Below are 14,434 nucleotides of genomic sequence, written 5' to 3'. Positions count from 1 at the left end.
AGCAGGCACGCCATGACCGCCACTCCCCTGCCCACGGCCTTTGCCCCCGCCGAGCGTTCGCCCGAGGAGGACATCCTCGCCGACGCCCGCCTGTTCGAGAGCTCCCCGGCTCCCGAGGTTCTGGACGCCATGCCCTCGCCGGTGCTGGTGCTCAACGATTGCCGCCAGCTCGTGCACGGCAACCGCTCCCTGTGGCTCTACCTGGACCGCTCCGGGGCCGACCGCTCCCTGGGCCTGCGCCCCGGAGAGCTGTTCGACTGCGTCCACGCCCGCAAGACCCCCGGCGGCTGCGGCACCACCGAATTCTGCCGCGAATGCGGCGCCGTGGGCGCCATCCTGTCCAGCATCCGCGGCCTGGCCGCCACCCGCGAGTGCAACATGCTGCGCGAGGCCGGCGGCGAGGTCACGGCCCTGGACCTGCTCGTCCACGCCGAGCCCTACGCCGCCCTGGGCCGCCCGCTGACCATCTTCACCATCCACGACGTGAGCCACGCCAAGCGCCGCCGCTACCTGGAGCGCATCTTCTTCCACGACATCATCAACAGCGCGGGCAACGCCACCGGGCTGGTGGAGTTGCTCCACGAGCAGACCCAGGGCGAGCTGCACCACGAGTTGGGCCTGTTGCTGCGCACCCTGAGCAACCTCGTGGACGAAATCCAGAGCCAAAAGATCCTGCTGGCCGCCGAAAGCCAGGAACTGGTGGCCCGCCCGGGCCCGGTGCGCTCCGACGAGTTGCTGGACGCCCTGGCCGGGCAGTACACCCTGCACCCCCGGGCCGAGGGCCGCTCCATCGTCGTGCCCGAAGACAGCGAGGCCCTGGCCCTGGTCACGGATCAGGCCCTGCTGGGCCGCGTGTTGGGCAACATGCTGAAAAACGCCCTGGAGGCCACGCCCGCCGGGGGCTGCGTGCGCGCGTGGTGCCGCTCCGAGGGCGAGCGGGTGCGCTTTTTCGTGCACAACCAGGGCTGCATCCCCAAGCGCATCCAGCGCCAGATCTTCCGCCGCTCCTTCTCCTCCAAGGGCCAGGACCGGGGCCTGGGCACCTTCAGCATGCTGCTGCTGGCCCAGAACCACCTGGGCGGCAGCGTGGCCTTCACCTCCACCGAGGCTGGGGGCACGACCTTCCACGTGGACATTCCCCGCGTGCTCACGGCACCCTGAGGCCGCCCGGCGCGGCGCGCAAAAAGAGAGGGACCAGCCCGCGCATGGGCCGGTCCCTCCGGTGATGGTGACGTGCCGGGGGAGGGTCACTCCCTGGAAATGGCCTCGGCGGGGCAGGCGTCGATGGCTTCCTGCACGCAGTCCAGAGTGCTGTCGGGGTCCTTGCAGGTCGCCATGTTCCCGTCGGCGTTCATCTCGAAGACATCGGGGCACAGTTCGACGCAGGATTCGCAGCCCATGCACTCGTCGCTGATGACAATACCCATTTCTCGGACCTCCGTATTGGGTTGAAAGGCTTCCCAGGCCTATAGCCCATCCGGCCCGCTTTTTCCAGGGCTTTTTCAACGATACCGACAGGGCGGAGGGTATTTTCGCCCCGCCGCGAGGGGTTTGCGCCCGGGCGGCGCGACGCGGGAGCCCCGCATGGCGGGAAGACCACCCGCCCCGGCCTGCCGCACACCGGACGCAGGGACGCCGCGCTTCCGGCGCCCCCCCCTGTAACCCCGGCCGCATTCCGGGGCGCCCGGGGCGGGGCGCCTGCGGCCCCCCCCCAAACCCGCCACACCTCGAACACCCCGGCCGGGGCCCGCCGGGCGCGGCCCCCTCCCGCCCCCGGCGGCACCCTTTGTGCGAATTTTTTTGACCGAAGCCCCTAAAGTTCTCTCAAGGCCTGCCGATAAAGCAGGGACAAGGCGTTTTTTTTCGGCAGGCGACAAGGAGGGGAGGCCTATGGATTTCAGCATCAGCTCGGACATGTCCGCGACGACCATCAGCACGGGCATGAGCAGGCAGGAATTCGGCGCCCAGGTGGTCAGCAAGACCTTGGATTACATGAATTCGAACTCGTCGTCGTCCTCCGGTTTCAATGCGGACTACGACTTCCAGACCAGCGTGCTCGGCGCCGCCTACAGCGGCACCGGGACCGTGCTCGACACGTCGATCTAACGCCGCCGCCCGCCGAACCGGGCGCCTTGGACGGCAAGGCCCCGCCCCCCGCGTTGCGTGGGGACGGGGCTTTCCTTTGGCCGCGCCGGGTCGGGGCGAACCCTGCGCGCGGGCGACGAAGCCGCCGCCGGGCTTTGACCTGGCGGCCCGGGTGTGGCACACCCCAGGCAGGGCCCGGCAGGGCCGCACCGACACCGCCAACCCGATGGAGGCGCCATGAACCGCACCCGCACCCTGGGAGCCCTGGGGCTCCTGCTGGCCGCCTGCCTGCTGGCCGCCTGCGGCCCGTCCCAGGGCTGGTCCAAGAAGGGCACCCACCCCTCGGCCTGGGCCGTGGACGAGGAGAACTGCGCCTGGGAGGCCCGGCACGAGTTGCGCGCCGACGGCACCTACGCGCCCGTGGCCCGCGACGACGAGGAAATCCAGGTCCGCGTGCGCCGTTGCATGCACGAGCTGGGCTACACCTGGGGGTCCGAGGACGACTAGGCCGCGCGGGGTCGCGCGGAACCGCGCGCGGCTGCGCGCCGATGCGCCGCCCGGGCCGGGCCGCTGCGGGCGTCCGGCCCGGCGGGGTCCGTGCCGGGGCTACTCTTCCTCTTCGTCGTCCCCGGGCTCCAGCAGGCCCTTTTCCACGGCGTGGCGGATGAACAGCGACAGCACCTGCTCGCCGTCCTCGAAGAGAATCATCAGCCGGTCCCTGTCCAGGTGACCGAGTTTGGCGGTGACGAAATCCTTGATGCCCAGGGCGGCGGCGACCCGGAACAGGTCGGCGTAATCCTCGGACGAATTCAGCAGGGCGTAGATGCCGCCCTCCATGCGCCCCAGCAGTTCCTCCGCGTCCATGGAACCCAGGTCCGCGATTTCCTCGCTCATATGTCCTCTCTTGGGGGGTGACGCGGCCCCTGCTCCGGGGCCGCCGGGCGCGGGGCACGGTGCCCCGCTCTCCCCCCATACGCTGCCGCCGGGGGCGCGTCAAAACCATTGTCCCCCGAAGCGCGGCCGCAACACCGCGCGCCGGATTGCCCCGGGGCTGGACGCCGCGCCCCCAAGCCCTGTAAGAACCACGGCGAGCCGCGCGGCGCCCCGCGCCTCCTGAGCCCTCGCGCCGCCGGACAATCGCCGCCAAGGAGCCGCCCATGCCCCAGCCCCCCGCCGCCAACCTGCTGGCCGCCGAAAAAAGCCCCTACCTGCTGCAACACGCGCACAACCCCGTGCACTGGCGCCCCTGGGGCGAAGCCGCCCTGGCCGCCGCCCGCGAGGCCGACCGGCCCCTGTTCATCTCCATCGGCTACTCGGCCTGCCACTGGTGCCACGTCATGGAGCGCGAATCCTTTGAAAACGCCGAGGTCGCCGCCGCCCTCAACGCGCACTTCGTCTGTGTGAAAGTGGACCGCGAGGAACGCCCGGACGTGGACGCCGTGTTCATGACCGCCTGCCAGATGACCACCGGGCGCGGCGGCTGGCCGCTGACCATCTTCGCCACGCCGGACGGGCAGCCCTTCTTCAGCGCGACCTACCTGCCCCCGCGCGCCGTGCCGGGCCGCCCGGGGCAGCCGGGGCTCATGGAAATGGCCCTGCACATCGGCCGCCTGTGGCGCGAGGACCGCACGACCCTGGCCAAGGCCGCCGCCCAGGTCGCCGAACATCTGGCGGGCTACTACGCGGGGGCGGCCAGGGGCGGCGCCCTGCCCGGCGCGCAGGTGGCGGAGCAGGCCGTGCGCGAACTGACCGCGCGCTACGACCAGCGCTTCGGCGGCTTCGGCTCCGGCCCCAAGTTTCCGGCGCCGCACATTCCGGCCTTCCTGCTGGCCGAGGCCCGGCGCGGCGGGCAGGCCGCCCCGCGCCACATGGCCCGGCACACCCTCGCGGCCATGCGCCTGGGCGGCATGTTCGACCACGTGGGCCTGGGCTTCTTCCGCTACAGCACCGACGAAAAATGGCTCCTGCCGCACTTCGAGAAGATGCTCTGCGATCAGGCCGGGCTGGCCCTGGCCTGCCTGGACGCCTTCGCGGCCACGGGCGAGCCGCTTTTCGCGCGCACGGCGCAGGAGACCTGCGACTATGTGCTCCGCGTGCTCACGGCGCCGGGCGGAGGCTTCCACAGCGCCGAGGACGCCGACAGCCCCGACGGCAAGGGCGGCCACGGCGAGGGCGCCCACTACGTCTGGACCACCGCCGAAATCATGGACCTGCTGGGGCCCGACGACGGCGCCTTCGTGACCACGCGCTTCGGGATGCAGGCCGGGGGCAACTACCGCGACGAGGCCACGGGCCAGCCCACGGGAGCCAATATCCTTCATCTGCGCCAGCCCCTGTCCGCCGCCGAGCAGGCCCGCTGGGAGGGCATCCGCCCCCGGCTGCTGGCCGCGCGCGACCTCCGCCCCCACCCCGGGAAAGACACCAAGATTCTGGCCGACTGGAACGGGCGGATGATCGCCGCCCTGGCACGCGCCGCGCGCCTGCTGGACCGCCCGGACCTGCTGGCCGCCGCCGGGCGCGCGGCGGATTTCGTGCTCACGGCCATGGTCCGCCCAGGCGGCGGGCTGTGGCATTCGTGGTGCGACGGGCGGGCCGCCGTGCCCGGCACGGCCGACGACTACGCGGCCCTGGTCGGCGCCCTGCTGGAACTTTACGCGGCGGACCACGACCCCGGGCGACTGGCCCGGGCACTGGACCTGCAACGGCGCATGGACCGCGACTTCTGGGACCCGGCGGCACCCGGCGCGGCGGAGGCGACGGGCACTGCGCCGGAAACGCCGGGTGCAACGCCCCCGGCGCCCCAGGGCGAAGGCACCCCCGAAAATGCCGAAACGCCGGAGGCCACACAGAAGACGCCGGAGGCACAGGACCCTCCGGGGACGACCGGTACGGAAAACACCACGCCCACGGGCAGCGGCTATTTCCTCACCGCCGGGCAGGACGCGGGCCTGCCCGCGCGGCCCAAGGAGGTCTACGACGGCCCACACCCCTCGGCCAACTCCCTGGCCCTGGAGAACCTGCTGACCCTGGGGCGGCTCACGGGCGACCCGACGCACACCCGCCGCGCCGAGGCCCTGCTGGCGGCCTTTGCGGGCAACCTCGCCGAAAACCCCTCGGCCCATGCCCACTTCCTGTGCGGCCTGCTCCGCTGGCTGGCTCCGGGCCCGGACGTGGTCGTGGTCGGAACCCCCGGCGCAGCGGACACCGAGGCCCTGCTCGCCGCCATCCGCACCCAGGCCCCGCCGGACACCCTGGTCCTGCTCAAAAACCCGGCGGACGCGCACGCCGCCGAGCGCCTCGCGGCCCTTGCGCCGTTTACGAAAGACATGACCATGCGCGACGGCAAGGCCACGGCCCACATCTGCCGCGACCAAACCTGCGCCCCCCCGGTCACGGACCCGGCGGGCCTGCCCTTCTGACCTCCGGCCACCCAGCCGCGCAAACAAAGACCTCCCCGCCAGCCTGGGCTGGCGGGGAGGTCTTGTTCTTTCTCGGCGTGCCCCGCTCTTCCGCGGGCCCCCGCCTTACGCGGGCCAGAGGATGGGCAGCAGCCAGACGCTGACGGCCATGACGACCACCGTCAGCGGGATGCCCACGCGCAGGTAGTCCGTGAAGCGATAGCCGCCCGGGCCCATGACCAGCAGGTGCGCGGGGTGGGACAGGGGGCTGGCGAAGCTGGCCGAGGCGGCCATGGCCACGGTCATCATCAGCAGATGGGGCGAGATGCCCAGGTCCGTCGCCGCGCTGAGGGCCACGGGGGCCATGAGCACCACCAGGGCCGCCGTGGGGATGACCTGCGTGCCCAGCACGGTGACCAGGAACAGCGCCGCCACCACCCAGCGCGGACCCAGGCCGCCCACCGTGGCGATGAGCACCTCCGCGCCCATGCGTGCGGCCCCGGTGTGCTCCACGGCCACGCCCAGGGGCAGCATGCAGGCGATGAGGAAGATGACCTTCCACTCGATGGCCCGGTAGGCCTCCTCCATGCTCAGGCAGCGGAACAGGACCATCAGCGCCGAGCCCGCCAGGGCCGTGATGGCGATGGGCGCGAGCCCCAGGATGGCCGAGAGGATCACGGCCAGCATGATGACCGCCGCCAGGGGCGCCTTTTCCAGGCGCGGGGCCTGGGCGGCCTCCTGGTCCAGCACCAGGAAGTCCGCATCGCGCGAGACGGCCTCCAGGCTCTTGCGCGAACCGTAGACGAGCATGGCGTCGCCGAACTGCAAGGGCAGCTCCTGAAGGCCCGTGCGCAGGGCCTTGCCCCCGCGCCACAGAGCCAGCACGCTCAGCCCGTAGCGCTCGCGGAAGCGCAGATCGGCCAGGGTCTTGCCCGTCAGCGTCGTGCGCGGAGAAAGCAGAATCTCCGTGGCCCCGATGCGTTGGGACTCCAACTCGGCGGCCAGGCTGGGCGGCGTGGGCATGGGCGCCAGGTCCTGAAGGCTGCGCAGCACGTCGAAATCGCGCCCCGAGCCGTGCAGCACGAGCACGTCGTCGCCCTGGACGACCTCGCCGGGCTCGGGCATGCAGTGCAACGCCTCGTCGCGATAGATGCCGACCACCGTCAGCCCGAACTTGTTGCCCAGGTGGCTGTCGGCCAGACTCACGCCCACCAGCGCCGACTCGGGCGGCACATGCAGGGACATGAACGGCCCGGTGACGGGCACGGCCGGGGCGTGCTCCCCCCGGGCCCGGGCGGGCGTTTCCAGCCCCGCCAGCAGGCCCAGGCGGGCGACCTCGGCCAGGGCGGAGGGCTCGGCCAGCAGGGTCAGGGCGTCGCCCACGGCCAGGGGCCGGTGGGCCATGTCCTTCCCCGCCGAACCAGGAGTCAGAACAGGAGCCGGACCAGGGGCCGCGCCCGGCGCGCCCGGTACGTCCGGCTCTTGGGCCGGGTCCAGCGCCAGCACATGAACCCGGTGCTCGCGGCGCAGGGAGCTTTCGGCCAGGGACTGGCCCGCCAGGGCCGAGCCCTCGCCGACCACGCCCCGGGCCACCAGCAGCAGCCGCTCGGCCAACCCCTCGGCCACGTGCCCCGGGGTGGCGCGCAGGTGCTTGCTGCCGTGGAAGTGCCTGAAGCGCTCCACCGGCCCGTGGACCACGAGCACATCGCCCTCCTGGAGGCGCTCGTCGGGCCGGGGGGCCAAATGCAGATCCTCGCCCCGGCGCAGGGCGACCACGGTCAGTTGCAGGGCCGAGCCCAGGCGGGTTTCGACCAGAGTGCGGCCCGCCAGGGGCGAGCCGGTGCGGATGCCCAGGGAAAACACGTGGGCGTCGAACTGGTAGTTGGCCTCGGTGCCGCCCGAGGCCGCCACCTGCCCACGGGCCGCCGAGGGCAGAAGCCGCCGCCCCGCCAGAATGACGAACACGATACCCGCCAGGACGATGGCCCCGGTGATGGGCGTGAAGTCGAAAATCGCAAAGGGCGTGAGGCCCGCGTTGCGCAGGGCGTCGGTCACCAGGATGTTCGGCGGGGTGGAGATGCCCGTGAAGGGGCCGCCCAGCAGGCAGCCCAGGGCCATGGGCAGCAGCAGGCGCGAGGGCGGCCGCCCGCTGCGCCGGGCAAGGTCCATCGTCGCTGGCAGCAGGATCACGGCCACCGTCGTCGTGTTGATGAGCGCCGAAAAGATGCTGGCCGCGGCCATGAGCACCACGATGAGCAGCCATTCGGGGCTCCGGGCGAAGCGTTGCAGCGGCTTGCCCAGCCGGTAGGCCACGCCCGTGCGCGACAGCCCGGCGGAGAGGATGAACATGGCCAGCACGGTGATCACCGCCGGGCTGCTGAACCCGGCCAGGGCGTCCTCGGGGCCCACGAGCCCGGTCAGCGCCAGGGCCGAGAAAACGAGCAGGCCCACAAGGTCCACAGCCAGCCAGCCGCCGACGAACAGCACCAGGGCCGCCAGGGTGATGCCCGCCAGCAGGAAGAGTTGCAGCACTCCGGATTCTCCGTTCAAAGGCCGCCCGCGCGCCGGACGGCCTTTCATGACGTGGTTGATGACGACCGCGGGTCGTCATGGTCCGCAGCCTCGCGCGGGGCCGCGCCGCCCGCGAGGGGCGGCATTTCCCTCTATACGCCACCGCGCGCCCGGGGTCATCCAAAATGTCTGCGCCGCCCCCCTTGACGGGCCGGGCGCCCGGGTGTAACGCTTCTCGGAACAGGCGCCCGCCGGGCGCCGCAACCCGAACCCCCGAGGCCCGTCACGATGACGCCCACCCGACTCGCCCTACTGCTCCTCGCCGCCAAGGCGTTGGTCGTCGTAGCGCTGGTCGTCGTACGTCGTCGCAACGCCGTTGCGCTGTAGGGTTCGCTTTTTCATAAAATTGCATTGCAACCCCCGTCGGCGCAGGTCGGCGGGGGTTTTTCGTCGGGGCGGTCCAGCCCCGGCGGCCTCCGCCCGACCGCACCCGGGCAACCCAAGGAGGCTGGTCCCATGGAACGTGCGAGCGGAGCCGAAATCGTCGTCCGGCTTCTGGAACGGCAAGGCATCCGAACCCTTCCCGGCATCCCCGGCGGCGCGAACCTGCCGCTGTACGACGCCCTGTCCAGAAGCACCGTCATCCGCCACGTGCTTGCGCGCCACGAGCAGGGCGCGGGCTTCATCGCCCAGGGCATGGCCCGCGTCACCGGGCTGCCCCAGGTCTTCCTGGCCACCTCGGGCCCCGGCGCCACCAACACCCTGACCGCCCTGGCCGACGCCCGGCTGGACTCCGTGCCGCTCATCTGCATCACCGGCCAGGTGCCCAGCTCCATGATCGGCACCGACGCCTTCCAGGAAGTGGACATCTACGGCATGAGCCTGCCGGTGACCAAACACAACTTCCTGGTCCGCTCCGCAGAGGAACTGCTGACGGTCATCCCCGCCGCTTTCCGCATCGCCGCCTCGGGCCGCCCCGGCCCCGTGCTGGTGGACATCCCCAAAGACGTGCAGACCCGGATCGCCCACTTCGAGGACTGGCCCGCCCCGGGCCGCCCCGACCCCCTGCCCGGGCTGGACATGGACGCCATCCTGCGCGCCGCCGCGCTCATCAACGGCGCCCGGCGCCCGCTGCTCTACCTGGGCGGCGGCGCGGCGCGCTCCGGCGCGGCCCAGGCCGCCCGCGCCCTGGCCGAGGGCGCAACCATCCCGGCGGCCATGACGCTCATGGGCCTGGGCACCCTGCCCTCGGCGCACCCGCTGTGCCTGGGCATGCTCGGCATGCACGCCGCGCCCTACACCAACATCCTGCTTGAGGAATGCGACCTGCTCATCGCCGTGGGCGTGCGCTTCGACGACCGCGCCACGGGCAAGCTCGACCAGTTCTGCCCCCAGGCCAGCGTGGTGCATATCGACATCGACCCCGGCGAAATGGACAAGCTGCGCACCCCCGAGGTCGGCATCACCGCCGACGCGGCCCAGGCCCTGGACGCCCTGCTGCCCCTGGTGGACCGCCGCAAACGTGCCCCCTGGGCCGAACGCGTGACCCAACTGCGCAGGAGCCACGGCTTCGAGCCGCCCCAGGCCGACGACCCCGCCAGCGCCTACGGCGTCATCCTGCACGCCGCGCGTCTGGCCGGGGAAGACGCCGTGATCTGCACCGACGTGGGCCAGCACCAGATGCGCACCGCCCAGGCCTACCCCTTCACACGCCCGGGCCGCCTGCTGACCTCCGGCGGCCTGGGGACCATGGGTTTCGGCATGCCGGCGGCCATCGGCGCGGCCCTGGCCCGGCCCGATCTGCCCGTGGTCTGCTTCAGCGGCGACGGCAGCATCCTCATGAACATCCAGGAGCTGGCCACCGCCGTGGAACAGGGCGCGAACATCAAGATCATCCTGCTGGACAACAACGCCCTGGGGCTGGTGCAGCAGCAGCAGCAGCTCTTCTACGGCGGGCGCATCTTCGGCTCGGACTACCGCATGCGCCCGGATTTCACGGCCATCGCCCGAGGCTTCGGCATGCGCGCCTACGACCTGTCCACGGGCGTGGCCCCGGCCCAGACCCTGGCCATGGCCTTTGCCGAGCGCGGCCCGTGCCTGATCCGCGTGCCCGTGCGCGCCGCCGAGGGCGTGTATCCCATGGTGCCCCCAGGCGCCGCCAACCGCGAAATGATCGGAGACGCAGCCCATGTTCATCCCTGACCACGCGGCCTTGCCCGCCAAGGAGAAAGCCATGCAGCACGTCGTGCTCGAACTGACGGTGAACAACCACCCCGGCGTCATGTCCCACGTCTGCGGGCTGTTCTCGCGCCGGGCCTACAACGTGGAGGGCATCGCCTGCATGCCCGTGGGCGACGGCGCGGTCAGCCGCATCTGGCTGCTGGTGGAGGACCAGCGCCGCCTGGAGCAGATGATCGCCCAGGTGGGCAAGCTGGAGGACGTGCGCCGCGTTGACCGCCACGGCGGCGACCACCCCGTGTTCGCGGAACTGGGGCGGCTGGTGGCGGGCTGACCGCGCCGCGAATGCCCCGGCCCGGAAACGGCAGGCCCGCGCGGAGGAATCCTCCGCGCGGGCCTGCGCGTTTCGGGGCGCCGGGCGGCCGGGGGCCGGGGTCAGCGCGGGGGCCGGGTCGGCGCGGGGGGCGCGAAGTGCAGCGCCTCGGGCCGCACCCGGGCCAGGAAGGAAACCGTCAGCAGCGTGACCACGCCCTCCACGAGCATGATCGGCAGGTGCGCCAGCAGCAGGGCCACGGCCACGGCCATGAACCCTTCACCGGACAGGGCCAGGGCGCAGGCCGTAAGCAGCCCGGCCAGCCCCACGCCCAGGGCGCCGCACAAAAAGGCCCCCACGGAGCGCGCCTGCCCGCCGCGCGCCATGAGCGGGCGGAAGGCCCAGCCGCACACGGCGGCGGAAAAAGCCATAGTGAAGGTGTTGACCCCGAGCACCGTGAGCCCGCCGAACTGGAAAAGCACGGCCTGGAGCGTGAGGGCCACCAGAATGGCCGGGAAGGCCGCCAGCCCGAGCATGGCCCCCAGCAGGCCGTTCAGGATCAGATGCGCGCTGGAAGGCCCCACGGGCACGTGGATCAACGAGGCGACGAAAAACGCCGCCGAAAGGATGGCCACGGGCATGAGCCGGTCGTGGTCCAGCCGCCGCAGGCCCAGGGCCGTGCCTCCCGCCGCCAGGGCCCAGCCGCCCGCCAGCACCGCCGGGGCCAGCACGCCTTCGGAAATATGCATCGCGCCTCCTTGCGCCCGGGCGGCTGCCGCCCGGCGCCTGCGGCAGGCGTACACGAAAACGCCCTTCGTGTCACCGGGCTTGTATTCCGGGTGCGCGGGCCCGCCGCGGGGCGCTGGATTGCGGTTTGCCCCCGCCCGGGTTTCTGGTACATGAATGCTGAACCCGGGCCGCGCGCCGCGCCCGGCAGCACAGGAGAACCCGCCATGCCCACCAGGAAGGCCGCTCCCAAGGCCCGCGCGTCCAAAGCCGCCCCCGGCGGCGCCCCCGCCGCCCCCGGGAAGGATCTCGACACCGCCATCGCCCGCGTGGGCGAGCCCAAGGTGCCCTCGCCCCTGCCTTACAGCCGCTTCGTGGCCGACGACGCCCACGCCGCCGTGCATCTGGACGAGGAACTGGGCCTGCCCGGCGGCCAGACCCGGCGCTGCGAATTCGAGCTGGCCGGGCCGCGCCGGACGGTCTACTTCGACCCCTCCAAGGTCAAATGCGCCATCGTCACCTGCGGCGGCCTGTGCCCCGGCATCAACGACGTGATCCGGGCCATCGTCATGGACGCGCACCACAACTACCGCGTGGCCGCCACCCTGGGCATCCGCTTCGGCCTGGAGGGCTTCATCCCCAAGTACGGTCACAACGTCTGGGAGCTGACACCCGGCTCGGTGTCGGACATCCACCTCTTCGGCGGCACGGTGCTCGGCTCCTCGCGCGGGCCCCAGGCGCCGGACGAAATCGTGGACGCCCTGGAACGCATGAACATTTCCGTGGCCTTCTTCATCGGCGGCGACGGGACCATGAAGGCCGCCCACAGGGTCCACCTGGAGGCCGCCCGGCGCGGGGCGCGCATCGCCGTCATCGGCATCCCCAAGACCATCGACAACGACATCAGCTTCGTCTTCCAGTCCTTCGGGTTCGACACCGCCGTGGAGGCCGCCACCCAGGCCATCCAATGCGCCCACACCGAGGCCACCGGCGCTTACAACGGCATCGGCATGGTCAAGCTCATGGGCCGCGAGTCGGGCTTCATCGCCGCCCAGGCCACCCTGGCCCTCAAGGAGGTCAACTTCGTGCTCGTGCCCGAGGCCCCGCTGGACCTGGACGGCCCCGAAGGCTTCCTGGCCGCCCTGGAGCGCCGCCTGCGCACGCGCCACCACGCCGTGGTGGTCGTCGCCGAGGGCGCCGGGCAGGACCTGTGCCGCGCCTCGGGCCACACCGACGCCTCGGGCAACGTGCAGCTCGGCGACATCTGCTCCATCCTGCGCGAGCGCGTGACCCGGCACCTGAACGAACGCGGCGTGCAGCACACCCTGAAATTCATCGACCCGAGCTACATCATCCGCTCGGTGCCCGCCAACGCCAACGACCGCGTGTATTGCGGCTTCCTGGGCCAGCACGCCGTGCACGCAGCCATGTCCGGGCGCACGGGCATGGTGGTCAGCAAAATGCGCGGGCATTACATCCACCTGCCCCTGACCCTGGTCACCTCCGGGCGGCGCAGGCTGAACATCGACTCCGACTACTGGCGCGCGGTGATGGAAAGCACCGGGCAACTGGCCTACGCCAAGGGCTGCGACCAGGGCGCCGGAGCGTCCTGAGCCCCGGGGTGGCATCCATCGCCGCCCTGGCCGCGCGCCACGCCGTGGTGGACGCCCGGCCCGGGCAGTACCTGTGTTTTCCCGACCTGCTGGCCCTGCCCGGCGGGCGGCTGCTATGCGTCTACCGCGAGGCCGACCGCCACGTGGCCACCCGGCGCGCCCTGCTGGCCCGCGAAAGCGCCGACGGCGGCGCCACCTGGGGCCCGGCGCGCGAGGTGGCCCGGGGCACGGGCCACTGCCCGCGCCTGTCCGCCCCGGCCCCGGGGCTGGTCTGCGCGCTGGACGACGACGGCGCCCTGTTCGCCAGCCGCGACGCGGGCCGCACCTGGAGCGCCGCCCGGGGCACGGGCATGGCCCACGGCGTGCCCGACCGCATTCTGCCCCTGCCCGGCGGCCCCTGGCTGACCACCGCCCACCGCCACCTGGACGGCCCCGAAGACCCCGCCAGCGGCCAACGGCCCACGGAGCAGATCGTCTTCGCCAGCCGCGACGCCGGAAGTTCGTGGCGGCCCAGGGGCCGACTGGCGGGCCCGGGGCGGCTGGTGCTGTGCGAGGCGGCCATGGTCCGCCTGCCCTCGGGGCGCCTGCTGGCCCTGCTGCGCGAAAACAGCCACGTGGGCGAGCCCATCCGCCGCTGCCACAGCGACGACGGCGGACGGACCTGGAGCGCCCCGGAACCCACGCCGCTGCTGGGCCACCGCCCAACCCCGGGACTGACGACCGACGGCCGCCTGCTGGTAACCTACCGCGATACCGGCCCGAGCCCGGGAACCTCGGCCTGGCTGGGGCCCGAGGAAGCCCTGCGCGGCTTCGCACCCCAGGGCCCGGCCAGCCACGCCCCCGGGCCGCCGCCGCCCCTGTCCGCCGCCGGGCTGCTGCTGGAGGCTCCCCCGGCCACGGCGCCCTGGCTGCTGCACCCGCTGACGGACCCCGACGCCGAACATGCGGCGCTGGAAGCCGAGGTCCGCTGCCTGGAGGGTGCGGCGGGCCTGCGCCTGGGCGGCTGGTGGCGCGTGACGCCCGGGGAACTGGCCCTGCTCGGGCCGCCCGAATCGGGTGGATCGGGCGGGGCCCACGGCGCCCCCTCCGAGGTGCTGGCGCGCACGGCCCTGGCTCCCGGCGCCTGGGCGCGCATCCGCCTGGAATGGCGCCCGGGCGAGGTTCGGGCCCTGGTGGACGGCGCGCCCCGGCTGGCCGTGGCTCTGCCCGCCGCCGACGTACGCCGCCGGGCGGTCTGCTTCGGGGCCCTGCCCGGCGCGGCCGGGCGCAGCCTGTGGCGCGCCGTGGATCAGGACATCCGGCCCCTGGGCGGCGGCCCGGGCCACGCCTGGGCCTGGACCCCGGCCCAGGGCCAGCCGGACGCACGGGCCCGCCGCGAGGTGCTGCGCCTGGCCGACGCCCCGGGCGTGGCCTGGCCGGACTTCGGCTACTCCGGCTGGGCCGAACCCCGCCCGGGGCGGTTCGTCTGCGTTTACCACCACGCCGAAGCCCAGGCCCCGGACTACGCTCCCGGCACCGGCGCCCACGTGCGCGCCACACGCTTCGACGCGACGGATTTCCCGCCCTGAGGACTTTTCCACCATTGCGCCCCGGGCCGAAGTGCGTATATG

At 72.6% G+C, this 14,434-nt stretch carries 12 protein-coding genes; 8 read left to right on the top strand and 4 right to left on the bottom strand.

The genetic code is table 11. The features are described from left to right. The first annotated feature begins 12 nt into the window (after positions 1–12). Positions 13–1,161, top strand: coding sequence for an ATP-binding protein (locus tag ACZ5KV_RS13980; protein ID WP_464239904.1), 1,149 nt, complete (start codon positions 13–15; stop codon positions 1,159–1,161). Positions 1,162–1,247: 86 nt separating this feature from the next. Here the strand turns inward: ACZ5KV_RS13980 and ACZ5KV_RS13975 are convergent, their stop codons facing one another. Then, positions 1,248–1,427 carry a ferredoxin gene (locus tag ACZ5KV_RS13975; RefSeq protein WP_464239903.1) on the bottom strand — a complete coding sequence of 60 codons (180 nt, stop codon included), beginning with the start codon at positions 1,425–1,427 and terminating at the stop codon, positions 1,248–1,250. 463 nt (positions 1,428–1,890) lie between these two features. Between ACZ5KV_RS13975 and ACZ5KV_RS13970 the strand changes: the two genes are divergently transcribed. After that, positions 1,891–2,106: a hypothetical protein gene (locus ACZ5KV_RS13970; RefSeq protein WP_464239902.1), complete on the top strand. Its 216-nt coding sequence runs from the start codon at positions 1,891–1,893 to the stop codon at positions 2,104–2,106. Positions 2,107–2,322: 216 nt separating this feature from the next. Beyond that, a complete protein-coding gene (locus ACZ5KV_RS13965; protein ID WP_464239901.1) occupies positions 2,323–2,592 on the top strand; it encodes a hypothetical protein in 270 nt (89 codons plus the stop codon). A gap of 99 nt (positions 2,593–2,691) precedes the next feature. Here ACZ5KV_RS13965 and ACZ5KV_RS13960 read toward each other — a convergent pair whose 3' ends face one another. Next, entirely contained in the window at positions 2,692–2,979 is a 288-nt protein-coding gene (locus ACZ5KV_RS13960; protein WP_464239900.1) for a hypothetical protein, read from the bottom strand. A gap of 263 nt (positions 2,980–3,242) precedes the next feature. Between ACZ5KV_RS13960 and ACZ5KV_RS13955 the strand changes: the two genes are divergently transcribed. Next, a complete protein-coding gene (locus ACZ5KV_RS13955) occupies positions 3,243–5,504 on the top strand; it encodes a thioredoxin domain-containing protein (RefSeq protein ID WP_464239899.1) in 2,262 nt (753 codons plus the stop codon). A gap of 105 nt (positions 5,505–5,609) precedes the next feature. Here ACZ5KV_RS13955 and ACZ5KV_RS13950 read toward each other — a convergent pair whose 3' ends face one another. Next, positions 5,610–8,015 (bottom strand): SLC13 family permease, encoded by a 2,406-nt coding sequence (locus tag ACZ5KV_RS13950; protein WP_464239898.1) that lies wholly within the window; start codon positions 8,013–8,015, stop codon positions 5,610–5,612. Positions 8,016–8,510: 495 nt separating this feature from the next. Between ACZ5KV_RS13950 and ilvB the strand changes: the two genes are divergently transcribed. Continuing rightward, complete coding sequence (gene ilvB, locus ACZ5KV_RS13945) at positions 8,511–10,196, top strand: acetolactate synthase large subunit (RefSeq protein WP_464239897.1); 1,686 nt, start codon at positions 8,511–8,513, stop codon at positions 10,194–10,196. Continuing rightward, entirely contained in the window at positions 10,183–10,506 is a 324-nt protein-coding gene (gene ilvN, locus ACZ5KV_RS13940; protein ID WP_464239896.1) for an acetolactate synthase small subunit, read from the top strand. Before ilvB ends, ilvN begins: the two co-directional genes overlap by 14 nt. A gap of 101 nt (positions 10,507–10,607) precedes the next feature. On the opposite strand, the gene cbiM is transcribed toward ilvN, so the two are convergent. Next, positions 10,608–11,234, bottom strand: coding sequence for a cobalt transporter CbiM (gene cbiM, locus ACZ5KV_RS13935; protein WP_464239895.1), 627 nt, complete (start codon positions 11,232–11,234; stop codon positions 10,608–10,610). 204 nt (positions 11,235–11,438) lie between these two features. Here cbiM and ACZ5KV_RS13930 point away from each other — a divergent pair, with 204 nt between their 5' ends. Both ACZ5KV_RS13930 and ACZ5KV_RS13925 read left to right on the top strand, forming a co-directional pair. Further along, positions 11,439–12,824: an ATP-dependent 6-phosphofructokinase gene (locus ACZ5KV_RS13930; protein ID WP_464239894.1), complete on the top strand. Its 1,386-nt coding sequence runs from the start codon at positions 11,439–11,441 to the stop codon at positions 12,822–12,824. Between the two features lie 8 nt (positions 12,825–12,832). Then, a complete protein-coding gene (locus ACZ5KV_RS13925) occupies positions 12,833–14,392 on the top strand; it encodes a sialidase family protein (protein ID WP_464239893.1) in 1,560 nt (519 codons plus the stop codon). The last annotated feature ends 42 nt before the right edge of the window (positions 14,393–14,434 follow it).

The organism is Desulfocurvus thunnarius (genome assembly GCF_055390965.1).
The sequence above is the reverse complement of the archived record's forward strand: the minus strand, read 5'-3'. Positions and strand labels throughout refer to the sequence as shown.

Excerpts from the sequence above, each read along its gene's own strand:
- ACZ5KV_RS13980 (WP_464239904.1), top strand. The coding sequence starts at position 13 with ATGACCGCCACTCCCCTGCCCACGGCCTTTGCCCCCGCCGAGCGTTCG.
- ACZ5KV_RS13975 (WP_464239903.1), bottom strand. The coding sequence starts at position 1,427 with ATGGGTATTGTCATCAGCGACGAGTGCATGGGCTGCGAATCCTGCGTC.
- ACZ5KV_RS13970 (WP_464239902.1), top strand. The coding sequence starts at position 1,891 with ATGGATTTCAGCATCAGCTCGGACATGTCCGCGACGACCATCAGCACG.
- ACZ5KV_RS13965 (WP_464239901.1), top strand. The coding sequence starts at position 2,323 with ATGAACCGCACCCGCACCCTGGGAGCCCTGGGGCTCCTGCTGGCCGCC.
- ACZ5KV_RS13960 (WP_464239900.1), bottom strand. The coding sequence starts at position 2,979 with ATGAGCGAGGAAATCGCGGACCTGGGTTCCATGGACGCGGAGGAACTG.
- ACZ5KV_RS13955 (WP_464239899.1), top strand. The coding sequence starts at position 3,243 with ATGCCCCAGCCCCCCGCCGCCAACCTGCTGGCCGCCGAAAAAAGCCCC.
- ilvB (WP_464239897.1), top strand. The coding sequence starts at position 8,511 with ATGGAACGTGCGAGCGGAGCCGAAATCGTCGTCCGGCTTCTGGAACGG.
- ilvN (WP_464239896.1), top strand. The coding sequence starts at position 10,183 with ATGTTCATCCCTGACCACGCGGCCTTGCCCGCCAAGGAGAAAGCCATG.
- cbiM (WP_464239895.1), bottom strand. The coding sequence starts at position 11,234 with ATGCATATTTCCGAAGGCGTGCTGGCCCCGGCGGTGCTGGCGGGCGGC.
- ACZ5KV_RS13930 (WP_464239894.1), top strand. The coding sequence starts at position 11,439 with ATGCCCACCAGGAAGGCCGCTCCCAAGGCCCGCGCGTCCAAAGCCGCC.